We start from the raw sequence: 24,883 nt of genomic DNA, 5'->3' as shown, positions 1-24,883 counted from the left end.
TCAGTCTTTGCGCGAAAGGGTGAGGGGTGGGGCCTAACAGGACAGGGCGCACCCCTCACCCTTTCGGCTTGGCCAATCGCTTCGCTCTTGGAGCCTTAAGCCCTCTCCCTCCGGGAGAGGGCGGCCAATCTGTGATGTCAGCTCCAAGGCCCCGGGCTTGGTGTCACCGGAACACCGGTGCTGGCGGATGGCGCGCTCCAGGCGGTGGCCGGACGCCGCACAGCGCCGCCGACGCGTTCCAGCAGCGCCCGCACGCGGTTCGCCGTCGCCGGATGGGTCGAGAACAGATTGTCCGCGCCCTTTCCCGCCAGCGGGTTGATGATGAACAGCTGGCCGGACGCGGGATTGCGCTCCGCCGTCGGATTCTGAATCCCGCGCGCATAGGCCTCGATCTTCTCCAGCGCCGAGGCTAGGGCCTGCGGGTCGCCGGCGATCTCGGCGCCGACGCGGTCGGCCTCGTATTCGCGGGCGCGGCTGATGGCCATCTGCACCAGACCGGCGGCCATCGGCGCCAGGATCATCAGGGCCAGCGCGCCGACGATTCCGCCCGGCCGCTCTTCCTCGTCACTGCCCCCGCCGCCGAAGAACAGAGCGAAGTTGGCCAGGGCGGCGATGGCGCCGGCGATGGTGGCGGTGACCGTCATGGTCAGGGTGTCACGGTTCTTCACATGCGCCAGTTCGTGCGCCATCACGCCGCGAACCTCGTCACGGGTCAGCATGTCCAGCAGGCCCGTGGTGGCGCAGACGGCGGCGTTGGCCGGATTGCGGCCGGTGGCGAAGGCGTTCGGCTGATCCTGCGGGATGATCGCCACGACCGGCTGGGGCAGGCCCGCGTCGGCCGCCATCTGGCGCACATCGGCGACATAGTTGCGGACCACGGCGTTGGGATGCGCCTCGTCCACTGGCTGGGCGCGGTACATCTTCAGCACGATCTTGTCGGCGTTCCAGTAGCTGAACAGGTTCATCCCGCCGGCGATCAGAAGCGCGATCAGCATGCCGCCGGCGCCGCCGATCAGGTAGCCGAGACCGCCGAACAGGGCGGTCAGGGCGGCCAGCAGGGAGAAGGTCTTCAGGTGGTTCATCGGCCCGATCGTTTGAAGGCGGGTGACCCCGCGCCTCTGGACGCCTAAACTGGCGCTCCCCGCCCCCTGCCTCAAGGCATCCGCCCTGTGACCGAACATCCCACCCCCGAGACCGCAGAGACCCCCGCCCTGAACGCCGATGTCCCGCACGCACGGGACGATCGCCCGCTCAGCGAGGTCGCGCGCCGGGCCCTGCTGGAGGCGGCCGAACGTCGCAGCCAGGCCCAGCCGGCCGATCTGCCGCCCGAAGACGGCGGCCCGCGCGGGCCTGAACCGACGCGCTACGGCGACTGGGAGAAGAAGGGCCTGGCGGTCGATTTCTGACGGCCAAGCTAACCCCCTGACAGGCGAAGGACAGGGTTAAGACGCCCCACAGGGATGCGAACGACTGCGGGCGCCGTCCGGGGTCCATAGGGTGCGCCTCCGAATCCGGAGACTGACCATGCGCCTGCCGATCCTGGCCGCCCTTCTGGCCCTCGCGGCCGCCAGCCCCGCGCTTGCCGGCGGAAGCGGCGGTGGTCACGGCGGCGGCGGCTGCAGCTCATGTGGCGGCGGACATGGCGGCGGCGGACATGGCGGCGGCGGACATGGCGGCGACGGACACCCGCCCCAGCCGCCTCGCCCCCAGCCTCCGCACGGCGGCGGTCACTATGGCGGAAACACCAACATCAACGTCAACGTGAATGCCTCGGCGCGCGCCTACGCCAGCGCCTATGGCGGTGCGCGGGCCTATTCGACCGGCGCCTTCCAGGGTCGCGGCGGCTATGGCGGAACCATCATCGGCGCCGGCGGCGGCTTTTCGTATGGGGACTACGACGGTTACGGCGGCGGCTATAGCGGTCCCATCTACGCCGAGACGCGCGGCCCGGCCCCGATCAGCCGGCCCTACGGCTATCGCGTCTGGGGCTTCGGCCGCGACTACCGCACCACCGACACCTGCTATCGCGGGTGCCGGCCGCCCGCTCCCCCGCCTCCGCCGCCCTGCGACTGCCGCGGGTCCGAGAGCCACGGCGGCGGTTACGGCTATCAGGACGGATACTCGGGCGGCTACCCGCAAGGCGGCGGCTACGGCTACGACAGCGGTTACCAGGGCGGCGGTTACCAGGGCGGGGGCTACGGCTACCAGGGCGGCTATTCCAGCAGCGCGGTCCGTGGGGGCTCGTCCTACTCGAGCTACGAAGCCTCCAGCGAAGAGGTCTATGTCCAACCCGAGAGCGTCTACGTCTATCCCGACCAGGGCGGCGATCAGGGCCAGGGCTATCCGTATCCGGACGCCCAGCCCTACATCCCGGACTACGTTCCGGCCCGCAACGACCAGGGCTACTATGGCGACCTGCCGCCGCCCGGATCGGCCGTTCCCTATCGCCAGGAGCCCGGCGAGCGCGGCTGAGCCCCGCGCATAAGGTGAAGACAGAACGAAACGGCCACGCTACGCATTAACCATTCCGTTCAGGGAAGGGAGTGCGCCATGCGGCGACTGTCGATCATCATCGCGGCGGCGGCTCTGGCCGCCATCGCCGCCCCGGCGGCGGCCCAGGGCTATGGCTCCGGCTATTCCGCCGGATACTCGAGCGGTTACGGCCAGAGTTACGGCGGACAGAGCTACGGGGGCCAAGGCTACGGTCAGAGCTACGGCGGCCAAGGCTACGGCGGACAGGGTTACGACCAGAGCCACGGCGGACAGGCCTACGGCGGCTACGGCCGGGGCGAACCGCAATACGGGCCGCCCCCCTATCCCGACTATCAGGGATCCTGGGGCCAGCCGAACTATTCGCGCGGCCCCGAGGCCGTGGCCGGTTTCGCCACGCGCGGTTACGCGGCCGGCGGCGGATATTCCGGCTACAGCTACGGCGGCTACACCGGCTATAGCGGCTACAACCGGTACGGAAATCCGTACGCCTATCAGGCGCCGTATCGCGGCTACGATCGCGGCGGCCGCTATGGCTACAGCGCACGCCAGGGCTATCGCGACGTCTATGGCTATAATGACGACCGCCCGCCCAGCGCCCGGTATCACGGCTATGGCGACCGCACCCGGTACGGCGACTACAACCGCAGCTGCGGCTGCTACGACATCCTGGACGACCGCTAGGCCCTAGTGGATCGCCGACATCTCGGCGGCGATGCGGGCCGCCGCCATCTGGGGCTTTTCGTCGCCGATGACGGGGCGGGCGACCACCAGATGCGAGGCGCCGGCCTGCAGCGCCGCCGCCGGCGTCGCCACCCGCTGCTGGTCGCCCAGATCCGCGCCGGATGGACGCACGCCCGGCGTCACGATCAGGAAGTCGGGCCGTCCTGCCTCATCGGCCAGGGCGCGGGCGGCGGCGGCCTCGAGGGGGCTGGAGACGATGCCGTCGACGCCGCATTCCAGCGCCTGCCGCACGCGTTTCAGCACCAGATCGCGCGCCGTGAATCCGTACCCCAGATCGACCAGATCGCCGTCCGACAGACTGGTCAGGACGGTGACGCCCAGGATTTTCGTATCGCTGGAGCCCCGCCCCTTCACCGCGCCGGTCATGACCTGCGGCTCGGCATGGACGGTCAGCAGGTCGCAGCCGCCCTCGGCCACCGCCCGCGCCGCGCCTTCGACCTGGGCGCCGATGTCGTGCAGCTTCCAGTCCTGGAACACCTCCTTGCCGCGCGCCCGCAGCTCATGGGCGAAGGCGACGCCGCCGGGTCGCGCCAGCAGGGTCAGGCCGATCTTGTAGAAGGTCACCACATTGCCGATGCGGTCGACCATCTCGCGAGCCGCCTCCACCGAGGGCAGATCCAGACCGACGATCAGGCGCGGGTCGGCGAGCAGCGGCGAGGACATCGACGGACTCCTGTCAAACGGCTAAGCAGGCCGTTCCTTTGATTTGCGAGGCTGGGGCGGCATGAACGCGGTCGATCTGGGCGTCAACCTGTTCGTGACGCTGTTCGCGCTGCTGGACCCCCTGGGCAACATTCCCATCTTCGCGGCGGCCACGGCGGGCGCGTCCCTGCGCCAGCGTATTTCCGTGTCGGCCCTGATCTGCCTGTTCGCGGCGGTCTTCCTGGCCTTCTTCTTCTTCACCGGCCTGGGCCTGCTGCAGTTCTTCGGCATCTCGCTGGCGGCCTTCCGCATCGCAGGCGGCGTGCTGCTGCTGCTGCTCGGCCTGGACATGGCGCGCGAGGACTTCCTGGCCACCTTCGCGGACAAGGACGCGATTCATGACGCCAAGGACGTGCGCGGCTACGCCCGGCGGCGGTTCCAGCGACTGGTGGTGCCCTTCGCCATCCCCCTGATGATCGGGCCCGGCGCCATCTCGGCCATCATCATCCAGGCCGGCGAGGCCGAGAAGCTGGGCGCCAGCGGCACGGTCGCCTCGCTGGTGGCCGTCGCCGCGGCGGCGCTTGTGTCATTCGTCTGCTTCGCGCTGACCGGACCGCTCAGCCGCATGCTGGGCGAGGTGGGCCTGGCCATCGTGGTGCGGGTGCTGGGCCTGATCCTGTGCGCCCTTGCGATCCAGTTCATCCTGATGGGTTTGTCCGAAGCCCTGCCCGGCATGTTCGCCGGCTCGGTGACGACGCCCTACCCGGCGGCTGGGCACTAGGGCTTGTCCGGGGTCGAGGCCTTCATCGAGACCTGGCCCGAGGCGATCCGACCGCTGACGCGGCGTCTGCGCGACATCGCCCTGGCCGCCGCGCCGGACGTGACCGAACACATCAAGTGGAACGCGCCCAGCTTCTGCGTCGAGGGCGACGACCGCATCACTTTGGGGCTGGAGCGGTCGGGCGCGGTGCGGGTGGTGCTGCACCGGGGCGCGAAGGCGAAGGACGCGGCGGGGTTCGCGTTCACCGACCCCGACAGACTGGCCCGCTGGGCGGCGCCGGATCGCGGGGTGCTGGTGTTCAAAGACGCGGCGGCGCTGGAGGCTGTGGAGGGGCCGTTCGGCGACCTGTGCGAGCGCTGGCTGGCGGCCACGCGTTAAGCCCACCCAAGCCCGTCATCCTCGGACTTGATCCGAGGATCAGGCTATCCGGTGGGCTATCACGGCAGGCTGAGACGCTGTCGCTTGGGCCATCCGACGTCAGCACGATCGGCGCCTGATCCTCGGATCAAGTCCGAGGATGACGGCCTTGGGAGGCCTGCGCGACTAAAGCCGGTCCAGCCTTTTCGCGTGGCCGCCGACCATCTTCAGCGCCATGCCGTCCGGCAGGTGCTTGGCCAGGAACGCCAGCGCCTTGTTGGCGGCGCCCGGCACCACCACCGGCCGGTTGTCCTCCAGCCCATGATAGCCGATCTCGGCGACGCGGTCGGCGTCCATCCACATCCAACCGGGGTATGCCCCCGACACCTGCGCGCGCGAGCCGTTGGCGTCGTGAAACTCGGTCAGGGTGTAGCCGGGGCACAGGGCGCTGACGTGGACGCCCCGGTCCTTCAGCTCCAGATGCAGGCCGTTCGACGCCTTGATCAGGAAGCTCTTGATCGGGCCGTACAGGGTGTCGCCGCCGGTCGCCGGCATCAGGCCGGCCAGGGACGCCACGTTCATGATCCGGCCGAAGCCGCGCTCGGTCATGGCCGGGGCCAGGCGCCGGCTCAGCTCGATCGGCGCCGACAGCATGACCTGGATCATGGCGGCGTGATCGGCGGGCGACAGCTCAAGGAAGCCTTGCGTCAGCGAGTAGCCGGCGTTGTTGATCAGGGCGTCGACGACGAGGCCCCGCCCCTCGATCTCGCGCACCAGACGCAAGGGCGCGGCGGGATCGGACAGGTCTTCGGGGATGATGGCGGCCGTGATGTCGAACTCGACCGCCAGGGCGCTTGCGATCTCGGCCAGCCGGTCCTCGCGCCGCGCGGTCAGGATCAGGTCCCAGCCGTTCTTCGCATAGGCGCGCGCCAGCGCCGCCCCAAGACCGGCCGAGGCGCCGGTGACCAGCGCCGTCCTTCGTTCCGTCACGCCGCGACGGGGCAGGACTTGTGCGGCTCGTAGCCCTGCAACGCGGCGGGGTTGTCGGCCAGCAGGTCGGCGATGGTGATCTTGGACAGGCAGGCGTTCGCCGCCTCGTCCACCGCCGTCAGGGCCTTGGCCACCTGGCGAGGAATGTGTTCGCTGACGGGGCAGCCCGCGGCGCCCATCGGCGTGGAGCCCAGGTTGGCGCAGCCGTTCACCGCGCGCAGCACCTCGTCCAGCCGGATCGTCTCTGGCTTTCGCAGCAGCCAGGAGCCGCCCGCCGCGCCTGGACGGGTGGCGATCAGACCCGCCTTGGCCAGCAGGGCCGTCACCCGCCGCACCACCACCGGATTGGTCGGAATGGAGGCCGCCAACACGGCGCTGGCCGCCGCCTGCGCGGGCGCATAGGCGCCCTTGTGGGCCAGATAGGCCAGGGTGTGGGCGGCGACGGGGAAGCGTTGGCTGTCTGACATGGCGTTTCGCCTGCCTAGATAGTGCGGATCGGGTCATTTCCCAAATCTGCAACCGGAGTGAAGCGGAATCCCAGGTGGCGCGATTGAACCGCTACCGGAATAGGCGTAAGCGCTCGCCGCTTTGATGGGCCCGCCTTCGCGGCGCCCGGAGGATACGCATGACTGGGGAAACTCCCCTCGGCGACGGCGCTCCCCCCGCCTCGCTGGCGCCGGCGTCCGGGTCCGCTGAAGCCCCGCACAAGCCCGCGGCCGACGCGCACGCCGCGCACGGTCCCGGCGGGCACGCCAAGGGTCCGTTCTGGGCCCTGACCCTCGGCGCCATCGGCGTCGTCTTCGGCGACATCGGCACCAGCCCGCTCTACGCCCTGCGCGAAGCCATCGACCATGCCCGTTCGGGCGTGGGCGGCGACCTGGCCGTGGTCGGCGTCGTCTCGCTGGCCTTCTGGGCCCTGATGATCGTGGTGACGTTCAAATACGTCATCTTCCTCATGCGCGCGGACAACAAGGGCGAGGGCGGCACCCTGGCCCTGATGGCCCTGGCCCAGCACGCGATCGGCCGGCGCAGCGCCTGGATCTTCATCCTGGGCGTCTGCGGCGCCGCCCTGTTCTACGGCGACGGCATCATCACGCCCGCCATCTCGGTCCTGTCCGCCATCGAGGGCGTCAAGGACGCGCCGGGCGTGGGCGGATCGCTGGACCCCTTCATCGTGCCGGTCTCGGCCGCCATCCTCATCGGCCTGTTCCTGGTCCAGTCGCGCGGCACCGCCGGCCTGGCCAAGTTCTTCGGCCCCATCACCGCCGTCTGGTTCCTGTGTCTGGGCGCCCTGGGCCTGCTGCACATCGGCGACGACCCGTCGATCCTGCGCGCCCTGTCGCCCCACTACGGCGTCCAGCTGCTGATCGAGGACGGCCTGCTGGGCTTCATCATCCTGGGCAGCGTCTTCCTGGCCGTCACGGGCGCAGAGGCGCTGTACGCCGACATGGGGCATTTCGGCAAAAAGCCGATCCGCGCCGGCTGGCTGTGCTTCGTCCTGCCCTGCCTGACGCTGAACTATCTGGGCCAGGGCGCGATGATCCTGGACAACCCGGCGGCCTCCGAGAACCCGTTCTGGAGCATGGTGCCCGAGATCGCCTACTGGCCGATGCTGCTGCTGGCGACCGTCGCCACCGTCATCGCCTCGCAGGCGGTGATCACCGGCGCCTTCTCGGTGACGCAGCAGGCGGTTCAGCTGGGCCTGCTGCCCCGCATCGACATCCGCTTCACGTCCGAGACCCAGGCCGGACAGATCTTTGTGCCGGCGGTGAACACCTTCCTGATGGTGGGCGTCCTCTTGCTGCTGGTCGTCTTCCAGAGCTCGCATAACCTGACGGCGGCCTACGGCGTCGCGGTCACCGGCGTCATGCTGATCAACACCCTGATGAGCTTCTCGGTCATCCGGCGGAAATGGAAGTGGCCGCTGTGGGCGACGCTGGCGGCGCTCATTCCGTTCGGCTTCATCGACAGCGTCTTCCTGACGTCGAACCTGCTGAAGATCCCCGACGGCGCCTGGCTGCCGCTGGTGCTGGGCGCCATCCTGATCGTCATCATGTGGACCTGGACGCGAGGCAGCCAGATCCTCAGCGACAAGGCCAAGAAAGACAGCCTGCCGCTCAGCGACCTGATCGAAATGCTGCACGCCCGCCCGCCGCACCGCGTGCCGGGCACGGCCATCTTCCTGACCAGCGACCCCGATGTCGCCCCGGTCGCCCTGATGCACAATCTCAAGCACAACAAGGTCCTGCACGAGAAGAACGTCATCCTGACCGTGCGCACCAGCGAACGGCCGCGCGTGCCCGAGGGTCAGCGCGTCAGGATCGAGCCCATCAGCGACGACTTCAAGAAAATCACCGTCTCCTACGGCTTCATGGAGAATCCCGTGATCCCGCGGGCGCTCAGCCAGTGCCGCAAGCAGGGGGTGAAGTTCGACATCATGTCGACCAGCTTCTTCCTGGGCCGGCGCTCGGTCGTGCCATCGGCCAGCCAGGGCATGCCGCTGTGGCAGGACAAGCTCTACATTTTCCTGATGCGCAACGCCGCCAACCCGACCGACTTCTTCCACATCCCGCCCGGCCGTGTGGTCGAGCTGGGCACACAGGTCGCGGTTTGACCGATCCGGTCGAGACCCCCGCCGATGCGGGCATCGAGGCGCGGGTCGCGGCCGGCGTCCTGCTGAACGCCGCGCTGGAGAAGCGTCAGGGGCTGGACGAGGCGATGACGCGCCCGCCGGTCTCGACCCTGGCGCCCGCCGACCGGGCCTTCGCCCGCGCCGTGGCCATGGCCGCCCTGCGCCGGCTGGGCGAGATCGACGCCATCCTGTCCAAGCGGATGCAGCGTCGTCCGGGGCCGGAGGTGACGACCCTGCTGCGGGTGTCGCTGGCCCAGACGCTGGTGCTGGGCACGCCCGCCTTCGCGGCGGTGTCGACGGCGGTCAAACTGGCCGAGCGCGATCAGAAGACCCGCCCGTTCAAGGCGCTGGTCAACGCCGTCCTGCGCAGCATCGAACGTGAGGGACCGGGCAAGACCTCGCCCGTCGCCAACCTGCCCGACTGGCTGGCCGCCCGGTGGCGCGCCGCTTACGGTGAGGCGGCCCTGACGGGTCTGGCCGAGGCCACGCGGCAGGAGCCGGCGACCGACCTCAGCCTCAAGCCCGGCGTGGACGCCGCCGCTCTGGCCATGGCGCTGGACGGCGTCGTCCTGCCGGGCGGCGGCGTCCGCACCGGCAAACGCGGCGACCTGACGACCTGGCATGGCTATGCGGACGGCGACTGGTGGGTGCAGGACGCGGCGGCCGCCGTGCCCGCCCGCCTGCTGGACATCCAGCCCGGCCAAAGCGCGCTGGACCTGTGCGCCGCGCCCGGCGGCAAGACGATGCAATTGGCCGCCGCCGGCGCGTCGGTGGTCGCGCTGGATCGATCCGCCCCCCGCCTGCGCCGCCTGACCGAGAACGCCAGACGCATCGGCGCCGAGGTCGAGGTCATCGCCGTCCCGGCCGAGGACTGGGAGGACGACCGCACCTTCGACGCCGTCCTGCTGGATGCGCCCTGCACCGCCACCGGCACCTATCGCCGCAACCCCGAGGCGCTGCGCGCGGTGAAGCCCGCCGACGTCGCCAAACTGGCCGACGTGCAGCACCGCCTGCTGGACGCGGCGGCCCAGCGGGTGAAGCCCGGCGGCCGGCTGGTCTATTGCGTCTGTTCGCTGGAGCGCGAGGAGGGCGAGACCCAGGCCATCGCCTTCGCCCGCCGCAACGCCGCCTTCCGCGTGATCCCCGCCGATCCGGCCGCCGTCGGCGCGCCGGCCGAGGCGCTGACGCCCGAAGGCTGGCTGCGCATCCTGCCGTCGATGTGGGCGGACAAAGGGGGCCTGGACGGCTTTTTCATCGCCGCCTTCGAGCGGATCGCCTAGAATTCTTTCCAGCTGTCGCCCGGGTCGCGCTCGCCCGGCATGGCCTGCTGCTGGCCCCAGCTGAGCATCATCAGCAGTTTATGGCTGCGGATGCGGTAGTCGCCGATCAGCGGCGCGATGGCGCCGAGCGGTGCGCCCGTGCGGCCGTCGTAGAGGAAGCCGGAGAACTCGGCGATGCCGACCCGGTCACGGCGGCTATAGATCGACAGCTCCGGCAGGGAGACCACGTTCAGGTTCTCGTTGATCGGCACCGCCATGGGCGGCAGGCCGACGACGCGGCGCATCTGTTCCAGCGACAAGGCCCCGATCCGCAGTTCGAACACCGCGTCGGCCGTCGCCTTGTCCGGCGACAGCAGATAGCCGGCGTCCGACAGCGCGCCGCGAATGGCGCTGATGGCGTAGGCCGAGCCGTCGCCCTGGAAATAGGTCTGGTCCACGAACACCCGCGACCCCGGCGGCACCGGCAGCGTCAGGCCCTCGACGGCTCGATCGGCCGCGCGGGCGATCAGCAGCTGCTCCGTCGCCGTCCGCGATGTGTAGCTCTCGGTCGTTGAGGCGCAGCCGGCCAGAGCGGCGACCGCCATTCCGGATACGATCAGTCGAAGCATCGAACGCTTATCCCCTGGAGGTCGCCCATCGCCAGGCGGCGGGCGGCGAATGGCAAGATCACACGCCAGATGGCCGAAATTACGACACCGTGCACATTGTGGACGCGCAACGCCTAACACCGCGTTTCGACGGCCCCCTCTTCCCAAGCCCGGCAGTCGGCGTATGCAAGGGCGGGCGCGGCGATCCGATCGCGCCGATGCGCGGGGGCGCATCGGAAGGGGGACAGGCATGGGTTCGATCATCCGTCAGACGGCGGCGCGCGCCGCCGGCAAGGGCGCGCCGGCCAAGCTGGGCGTGACCAAGAGCCGGGGGTACGACGTCACCCTGTCCGAGCGGCTTCGCTATGCATTCGACAAGTCGATGGCGGCCGGGCCGATCGCCCTGATGGGCTGGCTGGCGCTGATCTCGCTGATCGTCATCGTCGTCGCCGCCATCCTGCTGACCGTCACCCGCATCGGACCGGACGGCGGCTTCGACGTCATTGAGGCGGCCTGGCAGTCGTTGATGCGGACCATGGACGCTGGCGCCATGGGCGGGGACGACGGGTGGGCGTTCCGGGGGATCACCCTGGTCGTGACCCTGGCCGGCATCCTGGTCTTCTCGGCGCTGATCGGCATCATCGCCACCGGCATCGACACCAAGCTGGACGAACTGCGCAAGGGTCGCTCGCGCGTGCTGGAGAGCGACCACACCGTCATCCTGAACTGGTCGGCGTCAATCTTCGACATCATCTCCGAACTGACCATCGCCAACGCCAGCCGCAAGCGGCCGCGCATCGTCATCATGGCCGACAAGGACAAGGTGGAGATGGAGGACGAGATCGCCGACAAGGTCGGCCCGACCGGCAAGACGCGCATCATCTGCCGCTCGGGCGATCCGACCGATCTGTTCGACCTGTCGCTGGTCAATCCGCAAGCCTGCCGCTCCATCGTCGTGGTGTCGCCGGACGGCGCGGACGATCCCGACAGCCAGGTCATCAAAACGGTCCTGGCCCTGACCAACGATCCCAAGCGCCGCGACGACCGCTATCGCATCGCCGCCGAGCTGCGCGACGCCAAGAACGCCGAGGTGGCCCGCATCGTGGGCGGCGACGAGGTGCAGCTGGTGCTGGCCGACGACCTGATCAGCCGTATCGTGGTGCAGTCCAGCCGCCAGGCCGGCCTGTCGGCCGTCTATTCCGAACTGCTCGATTTCGACGGCTGCGAAATCTACACGACCGAGCTGGAGGGACTGGCGGGAACGACCTACGGCGAGGCGCTGACGGCCTATGAGGACTCGGCCCTGATCGGGCTGCGGTTCGCCGACGGCCAGACGCGGATGAATCCGCCGATGGACACGGTCATCCCCGAGGACGCGCGCGCCATCATCATCGCCGAGGACGACGCCGCCATACGCATGACGACCCCGCCCGAGGACGCGGTCGATCCGACGCAGATCCGCAAGCCCAAGGCGGCGCGCCGTGCGGCCGAACGGGTGCTGATCCTGGGCTGGAACCGACGCGGACCGATCATCGCCTCGGAGCTGTCGAAGTATGTGAAGGCCGGCTCCCTGCTGACGGTCGCCGCCGACACGCCCGGTCTGCTGGACGAGATCGCGGCCCTGCCGCTGGGGTCGAAGAACCTGAAGGTCGAGACCCGGATCATCGACACCAGCCACGCCGCCTCGATCGATGCGCTGAACCCGCTGGGCTATGACAGCGTCATGGTTCTGGGATACTCGGACACGATAGAGGCCCAGTCGGCCGACACGCGGACGCTCATCACTCTGCTGCACCTGCGCAAGCTGTCAGAGCGCGAGGGCCAGCGCGTCAGCGTGGTCTCGGAAATGATCGACATCCGCAACCGCGAGCTGGCCGAAGTGACCCGCGCCGACGACTTCGTGGTGTCGAACAAGCTGATCAGCCTGATGCTGGCCCAGGCCTCGGAGAACGAATACCTGTCCGACATCTTCGGCGACCTGCTGGATGAAGAGGGCTCGGAAATCTACATGCGTCCCATCGGGGACTATGTGGACCTGGGCCGGCCGGTCAGCGGCTATACCCTGATGGAAGCGGCCCGCCGCCGCGGCGAGACCGCCATCGGCTACCGCCGCCGGCGAGAGGAAGACGGCGCCGACGCCCGCAACATGGGCGGCGTTGTGGTCAATCCCTCGAAGAGCCAGGCGCAGGAGTTTCTGCCCGAAGATCGGTTGATCGTTCTGGCCGAAGGCTGATTTTCCCTCTTCGTGCTGAACCTTACCTGAGTTAACCAAGCGTACGGTTGCGTTCAGGGAGGGGTTGCAAGCGGATGGAGAAACTGACGCCCGCGCAAGAGGCTTGCCTGCGGATGGCCGCGCGCGGACTTCAGGACAAGGAGATCGCGGTTGAGCTGAACCTGTCGCCGCGAACCGTCGCCAACCATCTGGCCGCCGCCTATCGCAAGCTGGGCGTTTCGGACCGCCGCGCCGCCGCGCGCGTGCTGGGCGTCGAGTACCAGCCGAACATGAGTAGCGACTACTCAGGTCAACCATTACCCATTCCCCACCCCGGCGCCGCCCCGCAGATCGGAGCGGTCACCGACGGCCGTTCGTTCGCCGGGGACAGCTACCGGCGGACCGGCGGAGGCCTTCTCGGGCTCTACGCCAGCATGGGACGCTGGCGCACCCCCGCCGCCTGGCGGGGGCCGAAACTAACCCTGATCCTGCTAAGCGCGCTGCTGCTGGCGGTGATCCTGGTGGTGCTCGGGGCGGGGCTGTACCTGATGGAGGCGGCCTACCGGTGAGCGTGTCTCGCCATTGGAGGTTCCTGCCCTTGTCCAAATCCCTGCATCCCCTCGAATACAGCGCCGGCGCCCAGTCGCGTCTGGCCGCCGTCGGCGCCGTCCTGGCCGAAGACGTCAACCAGCTTGAACGCCTCATCGACGAGGCCATCATCCGCGCCAGCTCCATCGGCCAGACCCTGACCGGCGGCCGACTGGACGCCCGCATCGCCGCCGGCCTGGGCCAGGGAGTGCTGGAGGATCTGGCGCAGGTCATCCCCACCGCGGTCGCCCTGCGCGGCCAGGTGGTCGGCATGCATGCGCGCATGGAGCGGATGGCGGGCCGCATCGGGATCGAAGCCCCGTCGTGCGGCTATGAAAAGCCCGGCGAGAACGTGCCGGAAAAACCCCGCGTCATCGGCTAAGCCCCACGGAGCCATGGAGTATCTCGTCGTTTACGGTCTCGGCGCCGTCCCACTGATCGTCCTGGCGGCGATCGGTCGGCCGGTCGACCGGTGGGCCGTTGCGGCGATCGTGGCCTCGGTTCTGGTCGAGACGCTGGCCTCGCCCCTCCAGATCGGAGGCTGGCGGGCCGGCGTGGCCCTGACCAACACCGCGCTGTTCCTGATCCTCTGGGCCCTGGCCGAGCGTGGCGAGCGCTGGTGGCTGATCTTCGCGGCGGCGTCGCAGCTGCTGACCGTCGTCAGCCATGCATGGCCCTGGATCACGCCGGGCATCCACACCTGGTCGGGGGTCGGCCTCAGGCGCGCCCTGTGGCTGGCCTTCACGGCCTTTCTTTTCATCGGCGCCCTGGAAGCCTGGCTTTCCCGGCGCCTCGCGCAGGAGATGCGCCTTGTTCAAGACACCCGCCCAGATCCAGGAGGCCATCGAGACATGGCGTAGTCTGGCCTTCAAGCCCGACCTCGACGACGACCAAGCCGAGCTCATGGAGGGGTGCGAACAGGTGATCCTGCGCACCACCGTGGTCGATCCCCAGCACGCCGCCGCCATGTGCGACGTGGTGCTCTACAACATGGATTCCGGCGGCCGCACCGACCGGTCAGAGAGCAAGGCCCTGGCCGCCCTGCGCTTCTGGATCGCCCGCTCGCCGACGCGGGTCGCAACCGACGGCCTGTCGCTGATCGAGCGCTAGGCCGTGGCCCGCTCCGGCGTCCTGCTGTTCGCGGCGTGTGACGGGGCCTTCCACGACCAGTTCGGACGCGCCTTCATTCTTTCGGCGATCACGTCCGGCAATCGCGTTCATCTGCACCTGATCAATCCGGCGCCGGACACGCACCGGGTCGACCACCCGGCCGTAACCTATTCGGAGGAAGCCGGCGCGCCGGTGAACCGCGCCTGGTACGCCGCCTGCCGCTTCATGCGCGCGCCGCTGGTCTATCGGTCCCAGCCCCAGCCCCACGACCGACTGGTGATCCTGGACGCCGACTCCATCGTGCGGCGACGGCTGGACCCGCCACACGTTCCGGTGGGCCTGTTTCTGCGCGACACGACCGGGCGCGCGCCCGAGGCGGTCGAGCACAGCCGGGTGATGGCGGGCCTGGCGCTGATGGGCCCCGGCGGAGAGATCTTCTTCGACGCCCTGGCCCGGCGGCTGGGCGCGGCGACGACTTGGGACTGGTACGTCGATCAACTGGCGCTGGCGCAGACGGTGGACGCTCTGGCCGGGCGCGTCGCGATCCACGACTTCGGACAGGATCCCGGCTGGATGGACTGGACCTTCAGCCCCGACAGCGCGGTCTGGACCGCCAAGGGCCCGCGCAAGTTCGAGGATCCGACCTATCTGGCCGAACTGGCCCGCTGGAGCGAACCGGCGACGAACTAGGGCAGGTCGCGGTCGACCTGTTCGACCAGGGCGGCATAGACATCGGCCATGCGAGCGAGCGCGGCCGGGGCGGCTTCCTCGATCCGATCGGCGGGCGAATGGATGACTCGGAAGACCTTGGGCATGGTCTCCGGCGTAAAGCCGCCGTGGTCCGGCGTGTTGACCAGCAGCCACATCTGGTGCGCGCCGATCTCATCCTGGAAGCCGACCGAGACGGTCGGAACGCCGGCCGCCGAGAACACGCGGTCGTCGCTGGGCGGATACATCGGGTAGCCGACGCATTGCAGGGCCTGCGCCGCGCACGTCATGCGCAGCGAGCGCACCACGCCGGCCGACTGCGCCCCGTTGTTCAGCCCGTACATCATGGTGTCGCCGTAAGCCGCGACATCGGAGTTGATGACGGCCGCCAGGCCTTCCTTGCCGTGGGCCGCCAGCCAGGCCTTCGCGCCGACCAGCCCCAGCTCTTCCTGGTCGGTGAAGAGGATGCGGACGCGGCGCCGCAACGGCCGGTCCTTCAGCCGCTTGGCCGCCTCGATCATGGCGACGACCGAGCCGCCGTTGTCGACCACGCCCTGCGACAGCGTCCCGTCCTGCAGCACGACGGCGTCATAGTGGGCGACCAGCAGGATTTCGGGGCCGGTCTCGGGACCGAAGGCGGCGACGATGTTGCGGCCCTCCATCGGCGAACCCTCGCCACCGCCGGCGAAGGTCTCGATCGCGGGCTCGAAACCGGCGGCGCGCAACTGGGCGACGACCGCCTCGGTGCGGGCCGCGTTGGTCGGCTGGATCAGGGCGGCGACCTGGGCGCGCAGATCCAGATCCTGGGCCATCACGGGCTGGGCGGCGATCAGCAGCGGCGCGAGCGCGGCGGCGATGTGGAACAGGCGCATGGATGGCTCCCCTCGAAAGCGAGAGCCAGCCTAGGCGGTCAGCTCTTCAGCCGCCAGCCCGAGCGGAACACCAGCCAGCACGCGACGGCCAGGGTCAGGACCAGCACTCCGGTCATCGCCATGCCGATCCAGATCTGGCTCTCCGAATGGCCGATGAAGCCCGAGCGGAAGCCGTCGATCAGGTAGAAGAACGGGTTGAAGTGGCTGATGGTCGCAAACGGCTCCGGCAGTCGGTCGACCAGGTAGAAGGCGCCCGACAGGAAGGTCATCGGCATGACCACGAAGTTCTGGACCGCCGAAAGGTGGTCGAACTTCTCGGACCACAGGCCGGCCAGCACGCCCGCCATCCCCATCACCAGCGATGCGGTCAGGCCGAACCAGACGATGGCGAACAGGTTGGCGACGCCCAGCCGCGCGAAGGGCAGGACGCAGATCGCCGTGACGGTCCCGACCACCAGCCCGCGCGTGGCGGCGCCCAACGAGAAGCCGATGGTCAGCTCCAGCGGGCTGAGCGGCGGGGTCAGGAAGTCGGTCGAGGTGCCCATGATCTTGGCCTGGATCAGGCTGGACGAGGCGTTGGCGAAGGCGTTGTTCATGATCGCCATCATGATCAGACCCGGCGCCACGAATTCGGCGAAGGGGGTGCCGTGCAGCGGCGGGCGCGACCCCTTCAGCGCCACCACGAAGACCAGCATATAGAGCAGGGTCGTCACCACAGGCGCGGCGACCGTCTGGGCCCCGACCTTCCAGAAGCGGCGAACCTCCCGCAAATACAGGGTCTTCAGTCCAACCCAGTTGATCCCGTCGTAGCGCCGCGGTTGCGGCAGGGCATGGGGCGTCGGGTCAGTCAGCAGGGTCATGGGCCGCAGATGCGGCGGCGCGGGCCTTATCGCAAGCCTGCCTGTGGACGATTCAACATCTTGTTTCTGTGGACAGGGTGATTCCCAGATGTTGCGTCTGTTAAGGGGTCGTTTACGATTAGTGGTGGGTCGAGATTTCGACGACCCAAGATATTGAATCGATATCGGAGGGTGGGATGACCGCAGGCTGGACTGATGATCGCGTCGGCGCGCTGAGGAAGCTGTGGCTTGAGGGCCAATCGGCCAGCCAGATCGCCAAGGCCCTGGGCGGCGGCGTGACCCGCAACGCCGTGATCGGCAAGGTGCACCGTCTGGGCCTCAGCGGCCGTGCGGCGCCCTCTCAACCGGCGCGCGCCACCTTCCGCACGGCCCGTCCGCGCCCGGCCCAGCCGGTGATGGCCCAGCCGTCGGCCCCGCGCCGCATCGAAGCCGTTGCCATGCGTCCGAACGGCCCCGTTCCGCCGACGCCGCCCGCGCCGCCGATCGTCGACCTGCCCGGCACCGCCACGGTCATGACCCTGGGCGCCCACATGTGCAAATGGCCGATCGGCGACCCCTCGTCGCGTGAGTTCAGCTTCTGCGGCCGCCGCGCCTCGGAAGGCGTCTACTGCGTCGAACACGCCCGCGTCGCCTACCAGCCCCAGGTCCGCCGCGGCGGCAAGGACGGCGCGACCGAACTGGCCCGCTCGCTGCGTCGCTACATCTGATCGAAGACGCCGGCCCCGTCGCCGGGCCGGTTTTTCAGACGCCCCCAGCCCGGATCGCCGGGCCAGGGCCGCATCCGCCCCGTCGGCCGCAGGGCCGCGGGTTCGGGGGCGGGGCTGCGGTTCATCCGGGTTGACGCAGCCCCGACCCGCTTCGCCCGTCCGATCAGTGAAAATCCCGCGATCCCGGCAGGATCCGCACGTCACGTGGATGCCGCCCGCCGGCCTGCGGACGGGTGTGGCGCGAGTACTGCGGATGCGCCCCGACATCGGCGCGTGACAGCTCCACCGTCGTCTGGTGATCCTCCGACAGTCGGCCCAGTTCGTCGGTCCGATCGAAGATGCGCCGCGCCATCAGGTGGGTGACGCCCTCCGGGCTCTTCTCGACCACCCCTTCGACCTCCATCAGCCGGGCCGACATGACCACGCCCCGGAAGGCCTCGAAGGTCTTCTCGAACATCACGACGTTGGTCACGCCGGTCTCGTCCTCCAGGGTGACGAAGATGGCTTTGCCGCCGCCGGGTCGCTGTCGCACCAGGACCACGCCCGCCGTGCGCACCACCGAGCCGCCGCGCTTCGCCTCCGTCGCCGCGCAGCTGATCACCCGTTCGGCCTCGAACACCGGCCGCAGGATGGCCATGGGGTGCGCCTTCAGGCTCAGCCGCACGGTCTGATAATCCGCCGCCACATGCTCCCCCAACGGCATGACCGGCAGGCGCGCATCCTCCTCCGCCCCCAGCTCGCGCGCATCGGCGGCGGCGAACAGCGGCAGGGCGTCGTCGTCCGGCAACCGCCGGATCGCCCACAGCGCCTCACGCCGGTCCAGCCCCAGCGACCGGAAGGCGTCGGCATCCGCCAGCTTGCGCATCGCCGCCGCCCGCAAGCCCGCCCGCCGCGCCAGGCTCTCGACATCATCCCCCGGCCGCACCGGACAGGCCGCCAGCTTCTGCGCCCACTCGGTCTTGAACCCGTCGATCTGGCGATACCCCAGCCGCACCGCCACCCCGCCCGTAGAGCCGGCCGCAGCCTCCAGCGCATTGTCCCAGCCGCTGAAGCTCACATCCACCGGCCGCACCTCCACCCCATGCTCCTGGGCATCCCGCACCAGCTGCGCCGGCGCATAGAACCCCATCGGCTGGCTGTTCAGCAGGGCGCAGCAGAAGGCGGCGGGGTGGTGGTGTTTGATCCAGGAGGAAACGTAGACCAGCTTGGCGAATGACGCCGCATGGCTCTCGGGAAAGCCGTAGGAGCCGAAGCCCTTGATCTGGTCGAAACAGCGCTGGGCGAAGGCGGGCGGATAGCCGCGCGCGGTCATGCGGCCGACCATCTTGTCTTCATAGAGGTGGATATTGCCGTCGCCCCGGAAGGTGCCCATGGCCTTCCTCAGGCCGTTGGCGTCGGCGTCGTTGAATCTGGCGGCGACCATGGCCACCTTCATCGCCTGCTCCTGAAACAGGGGCACGCCCAGCGTCTTCTTCAGCACAAGCTCCAGTTCGTTCTTCGGTCCATGATCGGGATGAGGCGAGGCGTACTCCACCACTTCCTGACCGTTCCGGCGCCGCAGATAGGGATGGACCATGTCGCCCTGGATCGGGCCCGGGCGCACGATCGCCACCTCGATCACCAGGTCATAGAAGACGCGCGGCTTCAGGCGCGGCAGCATGTTGATCTGGGCCCGGCTCTCGACCTGGAAGACGCCGATGGAATCCCCCTTGCACAGCATGTCGTAGACGCCCGCGTCGTCGTTCGGGATGCTGGCCAGTTCGTGCTCCACGGCCTCGTGCCCAGCCATCAGGTCGAAGGCCTTGCGGATGCAGGTCAGCATGCCGAGCGCCAGCACATCCACCTTCATCAGGCGCAGGGCGTCGATGTCGTCCTTGTCCCACTCGATGAAGGTACGGTCCGGCATGGCGGCGTTGCCGATCGGGACCATTTCGTCCAGCCGATCCTGCGTCAGGACGAAGCCGCCGACGTGCTGTGACAGGTGGCGCGGGAAGCCCAGCAGCCGCGTCGCCAGATCGACCGTGCGGCGGATTTCCGGGTTCTCCACCGACATGCCCGCTTGGCGGATGTCGCGGTCGGGGATGGAGGCGCCGTAGCTGCCCCACTGCCCGCTCGCCAGCCGGGCGGTGACGTCCTCGGTCAGGCCCATCGCCTTGCCGACCTCGCGGATGGCGCTGCGCGGGCGATATCGGATGACCGTCGCGGCGATGCCCGCGCGCTGGCGGCCATAGCGCTGATAAAGATGCTGGATGATCTCCTCGCGCCGCTCGTGCTCGAAATCGACGTCGATGTCCGGCGGTTCGTCCCGGTCGTCGGACAGGAAGCGTTCGAACAGCACGTCGCTTTCGGCCGGGTCGACGCAGGTGACGCCCAGCACGTAGCAGACCGCCGAGTTCGCCGCCGACCCCCGGCCCTGGCACAGGATGCGCATGTCCCGCGCGACGCGGACGATGTCGTAGATGGTCAGGAAGTAATGGGCGAACCTCTTTCTGGCGATGAAGGCCAGCTCCTTGACCAGCAGACGCTGGACCTTTTCAGGCACCCCGTCGGGATAGGTCTGCTCGGCATGACGGCGGGTCAGGGTCTCCAGCCAGGCCTGGGCCTCCCAACCCGGCGGGACGGGCTCTTCAGGATACTGGTAGCTGAGTTCCGACAGGTCGAAGCCGACGCGGGCCAGCACGTCCTGCGTCGCCGCGATGGCGTCCGGCGCATCGCGGAACAGGCGCGCCATTTCCTCGGCCGGCTTCAAATAGCGTTCGGCGTTGGCGTTCAGACGCCGGCCCGCCGTGTGGATGGTCACGCCCTCGCGGATGCAGGTCATGACGTCCTGAAGGTCTCGCTGGCCCGGGTCGTGGTAGAGCACGTCGTTGACGGCCAAAAGCGGCGTCTGCGTCCGCTCGGCCAGGGCCCGCAACCGCATCAGGTGCCGGCGGTCGTCGCCCGCCCGGCTCATGACGCAGCCCAGCCAGGCGGCGGCGGGCGCCGCATCGGCCAACCGGTCCAGCAGCCGCTCCAGACCGTCCAGCCGCCGTCCCGGCATGACGATCAACAGCAGATCCTCCGGCGCGGCCAGCAGATCGCCCAGGCCGATCTGGCAATCGCCCTTCTGGGCGCGCCGATTGCCAAGGGTCAGCAACCGCGTGAGCCGCCCCCACCCCGCCCGCGTCTCGGCATAGGCGACGATGTCTGGCGTGCCGTCGTTGAAGGCCAGCCGCGCGCCGGTCGCCAGCTTGAAGCACTGGGCGCGGGCCTTCACCAGATCGGGATCGACGCCGGCGTGCAGCGGATTCTCGACGAAGCCGATTTCGCCGGGGCCGCCGCCCTCCCGCACCTTCTGCAAGGGCGAGCAGCCGTCCAGCCGCATGGCCTTCAGCGTGCTCCAGGCCCGCACCACGCCCGCGACCGTGTTTCGGTCGGCCAGTCCCAGACCGGTGTGACCGCGCAGGATGGCGGTCAGAACCAGATCTTCCGCATGCGACGCCCCGCGCAGGAAGGAGAAGTTGCTGGCGCAGACCAGGTCCGCATAGTCGCTCATGGAAACAGGCCGTGCAGGTACCAGCGCGGGCCGGGCTCGTCTCCGAACCGGCCGGCGCGGAACAGCCAGAAGCGGCGGCCTTCCGCATCCTCGACGCGGTAATAGTCGCGCAGGCGCGCCTTGGGCCGCAGCCACCATTCCTCCTCGATCCGCTCGGGCCCCTCGGCGCGCACGATGCGGTGCTGGATGCGGCGCCAGGTGAAGCGGGCGGGCGGGCTGTCGGGCGCCAAAGCCACCGCCTCGACCGGCTGGGGCGGGTCGAACAGGTGCAGCGGACGCAAAGGCGGATCGCCGGGCAGCAGCGACGGCCAATCCGATCCCACTGCGGGTTCGGTCCGGGTCGCCGACGACATCCGACCGGCCTGCTCCGGCAGATGTGACGCACCGGACGTCAGGGTCAGCACGGCGCCGGCGCCCAGGCGCGCGGACAGCTGGTCCACCAGGGGATCGAGCGCTGCGGCCGGGCGGCCCAGGACCTCGAACGCCGATTGGTCCGGCGCCATGACCCGCAGCCGCGCCGCCTCGATACGGACCTGGTCCAGGCCGAAGCCGGGATCGATGGGCGTGGCCAGCGACGCCAGTCGCTCGCGCAACAGCCGTTCGATCACGCGGGCGTCCCGCAGCGCCTCGCGCACCCCCACGCCGATCCGTCGCTGCTCGCCATCGATGCGGAAGACGGTCAGCAGGAACAGCCGGGCGCCCAGGCCGCGCGCCTCCAGCAGGCCTTCCGTCTCGGTCAGCAGATCGGCGATGACGCCCTGCAGGGCCTCGGTCTCCTGGATGGGCTCGAAGAAGACGCCGTCCGCGCGAATAGGGGACGGGGACCGCGCCGGCGTGATGCGGACATCCGTCAGGCCCAGCGTGCGATCCAGCCGCTGGGCGAAGTCCGCGCCGAACCGCGCAGCCAGCGATGCGCGGGGCCGGTCATCCAGATCGCCCAGCGTCTTGAGCCCGGCCCGCTTCAGGGCGACCGTGTCGGTGCCCGGCGCCTCCAGCGCCGCGACCGGCAGACGGCGTGCGACCGCCCGATCCTCCCCTGCAGCCACGATGCCGCCGCGCCCGAAACGGCTGAGCGCGCGGGCGGTCTGGGGCGTGCGCGCCAGGGACAGTCGCGCCTGCAGTCCGGCCCGCTCCGCCAGGGCGCGCGCCGCCTCGACCAGTCCGCCTTCGCCGCCGAACAGGTGGGCGCAGCCGGTCACGTCCAGCATCAGCCCGTGGGGTTCGTCCCGCGCCGCCATGGGCGAGAACCGCCCGAAGGCCGTCACCAGGCGGCCCAGCCACGCCGCATCGGCGGCCGCGTCATAAGGCATGGCCTCGACACCCGGCGCACGCGCCCGCGCGTCCGCCAGGGTCATGCCGGTCTGCAGGCCCAGCGCCAGCGCCTCGGGATCGACCGCCGCCAGTCGCAGCGCGCCGCGCTGCTTCTCGACCAGCACGACCGGGGCGCCCGACGCCTCAGGCCGCGCGCGCGCCAGCCGGTCGGTGGGCAGGAAGGGGAACCAGACGGCCAGGTGCCTGCGGGAGGATGAAAGACCCCGCGTCACGGTCCCACTCCATGATCCAGGTTTGAAGGGCGCCGCCGCCCCGACGCCGGGTCAGGGTGGCGGCGATCCGAGGGCGGCCGGGTGCATCGGCCTCCAGAGGATCGGACGGAGCCGAGCGCAGGCTCCAGCGCGTCTCTGCCGCGCTGGTCGCCGGCTCGGCCGAGACGCGGGCCATGAAGACGGTCCCTCCCCCGCCGCGCGCCGCCATCGACAGGCGCCGGCTGGCGGTCAGGGAAAAGGCCTTGGCCTCGCCCCAGGCGCTGAGCACCACCGCCCCGACAGCGGGACTGGCCAGCGCCTCCTCGCCCACGCCCAGCAAGGCCGTCTCATCCGTGGTCCTGACCAGCAGCACCTGGCCCGGATCGACGCCCAGTTCATTCAGCCCTGGGCCGTAGGGATCGCCGCCTTCGTGCAGGGCCATGCTCTGCAGCGTCCAGACGATGGTCCTCCCCCTGGCGGCCCGCACCGCGCATCCCAGGGCGAAGGCGTTCAGCGCCGCCGCATCGGCCGCGCTCTCGGCATAGAGGTCATGCAGAACGCCCGATCCCAGCTGGGTCGGATCGAACGCGGCGTCCGCGCGGCCCTGCAAGCCGGCGTCCCACGGCGCGCGTCTTTCCAGCGTCGCCAGGCGCCGCCGCAAAGCCTCCATGTCTGACTTTTTGTTCTCCATTTGTTCTCATATGCCGCCTTCCAGCGGGTCAGAGTCAAGCGGAGTCCGAAAGGCGCCCTCTCCTTTTCTGGGGAGGGCGCCGCCGGGATCAGGCCTGCATCATCCAGCCTTCGACATCCATAGCCGCCTGGCGGACGGCTTCGGAGCGGGTCGGGTGGGCGTGGCAGGTGCGGGCGATGTCTTCCGAGGCGCCGCCGAAGCTCATGGTGATGGCGGCCTCGTGGATCATCTCGCCGGCCTGCGGGCCGACGATGTGGACGCCCAGCACCTTGTCCGTCGTCGCGTCGGCCAGCACCTTCACGAAGCCGTCGGTCTCGTGGTTGATCTTGGCGCGGCTGTTGGCGGTGAAGGGGAACTTGCCCTTCTTGTACTGGACGCCGGCGGCCTTCAGCTGGTCCTCGGTCTGGCCGACCCAGGCGACTTCGGGGAAAGTGTAGACCACGCTGGGGACCAGGGCGTAGTCGACGTGGCCGTACTTGCCGGCGATGGTGTCGATCACGGCCACGGCGTCTTCCTCGGCCTTGTGCGCCAGCATCGGGCCGTGGGTCACGTCGCCGATCACCCAGACGCCATCCGCCACCTTGAAGTGGTCGTGGTCGATGAAGCCGCGCTTGTCGGGCGTCACGCCCAGCACGTCCAGACCCAGACCGTCCGTGTACGGACGGCGGCCGATGGCGACCAGAACCACGTCGCCCTTGATCGTCTCGGCCGCGCCGCCGGCCGCCGGTTCGACCGTCAGTTCCACGCCGTCCTTGCCCGACTTGGCGGCCGTGACCTTGGCGCCCAGCTTGAAGCTCATGCCCTGTTTGGTCAGGACGCGCTGGAAGGTGGTGGCGACCTCGGTGTCCATGCCGGGCGTGATGCGGTCCAGGAACTCCACCACCGTCACCTCGGCGCCCAGGCGACGCCAGACCGAGCCCAGCTCCAGACCGATGATGCCGGCGCCGACGACGATCAGCTTCTTGGGCACCGCCGGCAGGAAGAGGGCGCCGGTGCTATCGATCACCTTGCCCTCCTCGAACGCGACGCCCGGCAGCGGGGTCGGCTCGGAGCCGGTGGCGATGACGATGTTCTTGGCGGCCAGAACCGACTTGGAGCCGTCGGCGGCGGTGACTTCGACCTGCCCCTTGCCGACGATCTTGCCCTTGCCCTTGATCCAGTCGGCCTTGTTCTTCTTGAACAGGAACTCGATGCCCTTGGTCAGGGCCGTGACGCTGTCGTCCTTGGCCTTGTGCATCTGGGGCAGGTTCAGCTTGGGCGAGACCTCGATGCCGATCTTGGCGAACTCGCTGTTGGCGGCGTCGAACAGTTCCGAAGCGTGCAGCAACGCCTTGGACGGCATGCAGCCGACGTTCAGGCAGGTGCCGCCCAGGGTGGCGCGCATCTCGACGCAGGCGACCTTGAGCCCCAGTTGGCCCGCGCGGATCGCGGCGTTGTAACCGCCGGGGCCGCCTCCGATGATGACGACGTCATATTGGGCTTCGGCCATGGGTCTGCTCGGGGTCTCTGAGGGGCGCGGGAAGGCGGGAGGCGCGGCGATAACTAGCGCCCGACCCGCCCGGGTCAACCGCCAA

The 24,883-nt window shown here is 69.5% G+C and carries 25 protein-coding genes; 14 read left to right on the top strand and 11 right to left on the bottom strand.

The genetic code is table 11. The annotated features are described in order from the left end of the window. Positions 1-137: 137 nt before the first annotated feature. On the bottom strand, positions 138-1,082 hold the full coding sequence (htpX, locus tag ASG17_RS03330) for a zinc metalloprotease HtpX (RefSeq protein ID WP_056099172.1): 945 nt from the start codon (positions 1,080-1,082) through the stop codon (positions 138-140). 87 nt (positions 1,083-1,169) lie between these two features. Here htpX and ASG17_RS03325 point away from each other — a divergent pair, with 87 nt between their 5' ends. The 3 genes from ASG17_RS03325 to ASG17_RS03315 all read left to right on the top strand — a co-directional run bounded on the left by ASG17_RS03325 (position 1,170) and on the right by ASG17_RS03315 (position 3,174). Continuing rightward, positions 1,170-1,406, top strand: a complete 237-nt coding sequence (locus ASG17_RS03325; RefSeq protein ID WP_082496091.1) for a DUF1674 domain-containing protein — start codon at positions 1,170-1,172, stop codon at positions 1,404-1,406. A 118-nt stretch (positions 1,407-1,524) separates the two neighbouring features. Further along, complete coding sequence (locus ASG17_RS03320) at positions 1,525-2,472, top strand: hypothetical protein (protein ID WP_056099166.1); 948 nt, start codon at positions 1,525-1,527, stop codon at positions 2,470-2,472. Between the two features lie 78 nt (positions 2,473-2,550). Further along, positions 2,551-3,174, top strand: a complete 624-nt coding sequence (locus ASG17_RS03315) for a hypothetical protein (protein ID WP_056099163.1) — start codon at positions 2,551-2,553, stop codon at positions 3,172-3,174. A 3-nt stretch (positions 3,175-3,177) separates the two neighbouring features. Here ASG17_RS03315 and pyrF read toward each other — a convergent pair whose 3' ends face one another. Beyond that, positions 3,178-3,885 (bottom strand): orotidine-5'-phosphate decarboxylase, encoded by a 708-nt coding sequence (pyrF, locus tag ASG17_RS03310; protein WP_056103014.1) that lies wholly within the window; start codon positions 3,883-3,885, stop codon positions 3,178-3,180. A gap of 73 nt (positions 3,886-3,958) precedes the next feature. On the opposite strand from pyrF, the gene ASG17_RS03305 reads away from it, so the two are divergent. Further along, positions 3,959-4,657, top strand: a complete 699-nt coding sequence (locus tag ASG17_RS03305; protein ID WP_056099161.1) for a MarC family protein — start codon at positions 3,959-3,961, stop codon at positions 4,655-4,657. Positions 4,658-4,660: 3 nt separating this feature from the next. Beyond that, positions 4,661-5,035 (top strand): DUF1801 domain-containing protein, encoded by a 375-nt coding sequence (locus ASG17_RS03300; protein WP_200935021.1) that lies wholly within the window; start codon positions 4,661-4,663, stop codon positions 5,033-5,035. Between the two features lie 165 nt (positions 5,036-5,200). On the opposite strand, the gene ASG17_RS03295 is transcribed toward ASG17_RS03300, so the two are convergent. Together ASG17_RS03295 and ASG17_RS03290 are read right to left on the bottom strand one after the other, a co-directional pair. Further along, positions 5,201-6,004 (bottom strand): SDR family oxidoreductase, encoded by an 804-nt coding sequence (locus ASG17_RS03295; protein ID WP_056099157.1) that lies wholly within the window; start codon positions 6,002-6,004, stop codon positions 5,201-5,203. Then, entirely contained in the window at positions 6,001-6,471 is a 471-nt protein-coding gene (locus ASG17_RS03290; protein ID WP_056099154.1) for an Rrf2 family transcriptional regulator, read from the bottom strand. The genes ASG17_RS03295 and ASG17_RS03290 overlap by 4 nt, the downstream gene beginning before the upstream one ends. Positions 6,472-6,629: 158 nt before the next feature. On the opposite strand from ASG17_RS03290, the gene ASG17_RS15630 reads away from it, so the two are divergent. Together ASG17_RS15630 and ASG17_RS03280 are read left to right on the top strand one after the other, a co-directional pair. Next, positions 6,630-8,618 carry a potassium transporter Kup gene (locus tag ASG17_RS15630; protein WP_056099151.1) on the top strand — a complete coding sequence of 663 codons (1,989 nt, stop codon included), beginning with the start codon at positions 6,630-6,632 and terminating at the stop codon, positions 8,616-8,618. Beyond that, positions 8,615-9,916 carry an RsmB/NOP family class I SAM-dependent RNA methyltransferase gene (locus ASG17_RS03280; RefSeq protein WP_056099149.1) on the top strand — a complete coding sequence of 434 codons (1,302 nt, stop codon included), beginning with the start codon at positions 8,615-8,617 and terminating at the stop codon, positions 9,914-9,916. The genes ASG17_RS15630 and ASG17_RS03280 overlap by 4 nt, the downstream gene beginning before the upstream one ends. On the opposite strand, the gene ASG17_RS03275 is transcribed toward ASG17_RS03280, so the two are convergent. Beyond that, positions 9,913-10,524: a DUF6655 family protein gene (locus ASG17_RS03275; protein WP_056099146.1), complete on the bottom strand. Its 612-nt coding sequence runs from the start codon at positions 10,522-10,524 to the stop codon at positions 9,913-9,915. The two genes, ASG17_RS03280 and ASG17_RS03275, sit on opposite strands and share 4 nt — an antisense overlap. Positions 10,525-10,753: 229 nt before the next feature. On the opposite strand from ASG17_RS03275, the gene ASG17_RS03270 reads away from it, so the two are divergent. The 6 genes from ASG17_RS03270 to ASG17_RS03245 all read left to right on the top strand — a co-directional run bounded on the left by ASG17_RS03270 (position 10,754) and on the right by ASG17_RS03245 (position 15,103). Beyond that, a complete protein-coding gene (locus ASG17_RS03270; protein WP_082496090.1) occupies positions 10,754-12,736 on the top strand; it encodes a hypothetical protein in 1,983 nt (660 codons plus the stop codon). A 74-nt stretch (positions 12,737-12,810) separates the two neighbouring features. Continuing rightward, positions 12,811-13,284 carry a helix-turn-helix transcriptional regulator gene (locus ASG17_RS03265; protein WP_056099143.1) on the top strand — a complete coding sequence of 158 codons (474 nt, stop codon included), beginning with the start codon at positions 12,811-12,813 and terminating at the stop codon, positions 13,282-13,284. A 29-nt stretch (positions 13,285-13,313) separates the two neighbouring features. Next, a complete protein-coding gene (locus ASG17_RS03260; protein ID WP_056099140.1) occupies positions 13,314-13,685 on the top strand; it encodes a hypothetical protein in 372 nt (123 codons plus the stop codon). Between the two features lie 13 nt (positions 13,686-13,698). Next, positions 13,699-14,163 carry a hypothetical protein gene (locus ASG17_RS03255; protein WP_056099137.1) on the top strand — a complete coding sequence of 155 codons (465 nt, stop codon included), beginning with the start codon at positions 13,699-13,701 and terminating at the stop codon, positions 14,161-14,163. Next, on the top strand, positions 14,114-14,413 hold the full coding sequence (locus ASG17_RS03250; protein WP_056099134.1) for a hypothetical protein: 300 nt from the start codon (positions 14,114-14,116) through the stop codon (positions 14,411-14,413). Before ASG17_RS03255 ends, ASG17_RS03250 begins: the two co-directional genes overlap by 50 nt. Positions 14,414-14,416: 3 nt before the next feature. Continuing rightward, positions 14,417-15,103 carry a hypothetical protein gene (locus tag ASG17_RS03245; protein ID WP_056099130.1) on the top strand — a complete coding sequence of 229 codons (687 nt, stop codon included), beginning with the start codon at positions 14,417-14,419 and terminating at the stop codon, positions 15,101-15,103. On the opposite strand, the gene ASG17_RS03240 is transcribed toward ASG17_RS03245, so the two are convergent. After that, positions 15,100-15,993 (bottom strand): M28 family metallopeptidase, encoded by an 894-nt coding sequence (locus ASG17_RS03240; protein ID WP_056099127.1) that lies wholly within the window; start codon positions 15,991-15,993, stop codon positions 15,100-15,102. The genes ASG17_RS03245 and ASG17_RS03240 overlap by 4 nt on opposite strands. A gap of 38 nt (positions 15,994-16,031) precedes the next feature. Then, a complete protein-coding gene (locus ASG17_RS03235; protein WP_056099124.1) occupies positions 16,032-16,853 on the bottom strand; it encodes an ABC transporter permease in 822 nt (273 codons plus the stop codon). 176 nt (positions 16,854-17,029) lie between these two features. Here ASG17_RS03235 and ASG17_RS03230 point away from each other — a divergent pair, with 176 nt between their 5' ends. After that, positions 17,030-17,560, top strand: a complete 531-nt coding sequence (locus tag ASG17_RS03230; RefSeq protein ID WP_056099121.1) for a GcrA family cell cycle regulator — start codon at positions 17,030-17,032, stop codon at positions 17,558-17,560. A 163-nt stretch (positions 17,561-17,723) separates the two neighbouring features. On the opposite strand, the gene ASG17_RS03225 is transcribed toward ASG17_RS03230, so the two are convergent. The 4 genes from ASG17_RS03225 to lpdA all read right to left on the bottom strand — a co-directional run bounded on the left by ASG17_RS03225 (position 17,724) and on the right by lpdA (position 24,798). Continuing rightward, positions 17,724-21,095 (bottom strand): error-prone DNA polymerase, encoded by a 3,372-nt coding sequence (locus ASG17_RS03225; RefSeq protein WP_056099119.1) that lies wholly within the window; start codon positions 21,093-21,095, stop codon positions 17,724-17,726. After that, the gene (locus ASG17_RS03220) at positions 21,092-22,639 is read right to left on the bottom strand and encodes a DNA polymerase Y family protein (protein ID WP_082496089.1); all 1,548 of its coding nucleotides are present in this window, start codon (positions 22,637-22,639) and stop codon (positions 21,092-21,094) included. Before ASG17_RS03220 ends, ASG17_RS03225 begins: the two co-directional genes overlap by 4 nt. Next, positions 22,551-23,309 carry an ImuA family protein gene (locus ASG17_RS03215; RefSeq protein WP_056099117.1) on the bottom strand — a complete coding sequence of 253 codons (759 nt, stop codon included), beginning with the start codon at positions 23,307-23,309 and terminating at the stop codon, positions 22,551-22,553. Before ASG17_RS03215 ends, ASG17_RS03220 begins: the two co-directional genes overlap by 89 nt. Before the next feature lie 88 nt (positions 23,310-23,397). Beyond that, on the bottom strand, positions 23,398-24,798 hold the full coding sequence (gene lpdA, locus ASG17_RS03210; protein WP_056099114.1) for a dihydrolipoyl dehydrogenase: 1,401 nt from the start codon (positions 24,796-24,798) through the stop codon (positions 23,398-23,400). Between the last annotated feature and the right edge of the window lie 85 nt (positions 24,799-24,883).

It is taken from the genome of Brevundimonas sp. Leaf363 (assembly GCF_001424025.1).
Classification (GTDB): Bacteria; Pseudomonadota; Alphaproteobacteria; order Caulobacterales; family Caulobacteraceae; genus Brevundimonas.
The sequence above is the reverse complement of the archived record's forward strand: the minus strand, read 5'-3'. Positions and strand labels throughout refer to the sequence as shown.

What these genes read in the sequence shown, in the direction of transcription:
- ASG17_RS03290 (WP_056099154.1), bottom strand. Translation starts at nt 6,471, where the DNA reads ATGTCAGACAGCCAACGCTTCCCCGTCGCCGCCCACACCCTGGCCTAT.
- ASG17_RS03230 (WP_056099121.1), top strand. Translation starts at nt 17,030, where the DNA reads ATGACCGCAGGCTGGACTGATGATCGCGTCGGCGCGCTGAGGAAGCTG.
- ASG17_RS03270 (WP_082496090.1), top strand. Translation starts at nt 10,754, where the DNA reads ATGGGTTCGATCATCCGTCAGACGGCGGCGCGCGCCGCCGGCAAGGGC.
- ASG17_RS03305 (WP_056099161.1), top strand. Translation starts at nt 3,959, where the DNA reads ATGAACGCGGTCGATCTGGGCGTCAACCTGTTCGTGACGCTGTTCGCG.
- ASG17_RS03225 (WP_056099119.1), bottom strand. Translation starts at nt 21,095, where the DNA reads ATGAGCGACTATGCGGACCTGGTCTGCGCCAGCAACTTCTCCTTCCTG.
- ASG17_RS03315 (WP_056099163.1), top strand. Translation starts at nt 2,551, where the DNA reads ATGCGGCGACTGTCGATCATCATCGCGGCGGCGGCTCTGGCCGCCATC.
- ASG17_RS03255 (WP_056099137.1), top strand. Translation starts at nt 13,699, where the DNA reads ATGGAGTATCTCGTCGTTTACGGTCTCGGCGCCGTCCCACTGATCGTC.
- ASG17_RS03240 (WP_056099127.1), bottom strand. Translation starts at nt 15,993, where the DNA reads ATGCGCCTGTTCCACATCGCCGCCGCGCTCGCGCCGCTGCTGATCGCC.
- ASG17_RS03215 (WP_056099117.1), bottom strand. Translation starts at nt 23,309, where the DNA reads ATGGAGAACAAAAAGTCAGACATGGAGGCTTTGCGGCGGCGCCTGGCG.
- ASG17_RS03275 (WP_056099146.1), bottom strand. Translation starts at nt 10,524, where the DNA reads ATGCTTCGACTGATCGTATCCGGAATGGCGGTCGCCGCTCTGGCCGGC.
- lpdA (WP_056099114.1), bottom strand. Translation starts at nt 24,798, where the DNA reads ATGGCCGAAGCCCAATATGACGTCGTCATCATCGGAGGCGGCCCCGGC.
- ASG17_RS03235 (WP_056099124.1), bottom strand. Translation starts at nt 16,853, where the DNA reads ATGACCCTGCTGACTGACCCGACGCCCCATGCCCTGCCGCAACCGCGG.
- htpX (WP_056099172.1), bottom strand. Translation starts at nt 1,082, where the DNA reads ATGAACCACCTGAAGACCTTCTCCCTGCTGGCCGCCCTGACCGCCCTG.
- ASG17_RS03320 (WP_056099166.1), top strand. Translation starts at nt 1,525, where the DNA reads ATGCGCCTGCCGATCCTGGCCGCCCTTCTGGCCCTCGCGGCCGCCAGC.
- ASG17_RS15630 (WP_056099151.1), top strand. Translation starts at nt 6,630, where the DNA reads ATGACTGGGGAAACTCCCCTCGGCGACGGCGCTCCCCCCGCCTCGCTG.
- ASG17_RS03265 (WP_056099143.1), top strand. Translation starts at nt 12,811, where the DNA reads ATGGAGAAACTGACGCCCGCGCAAGAGGCTTGCCTGCGGATGGCCGCG.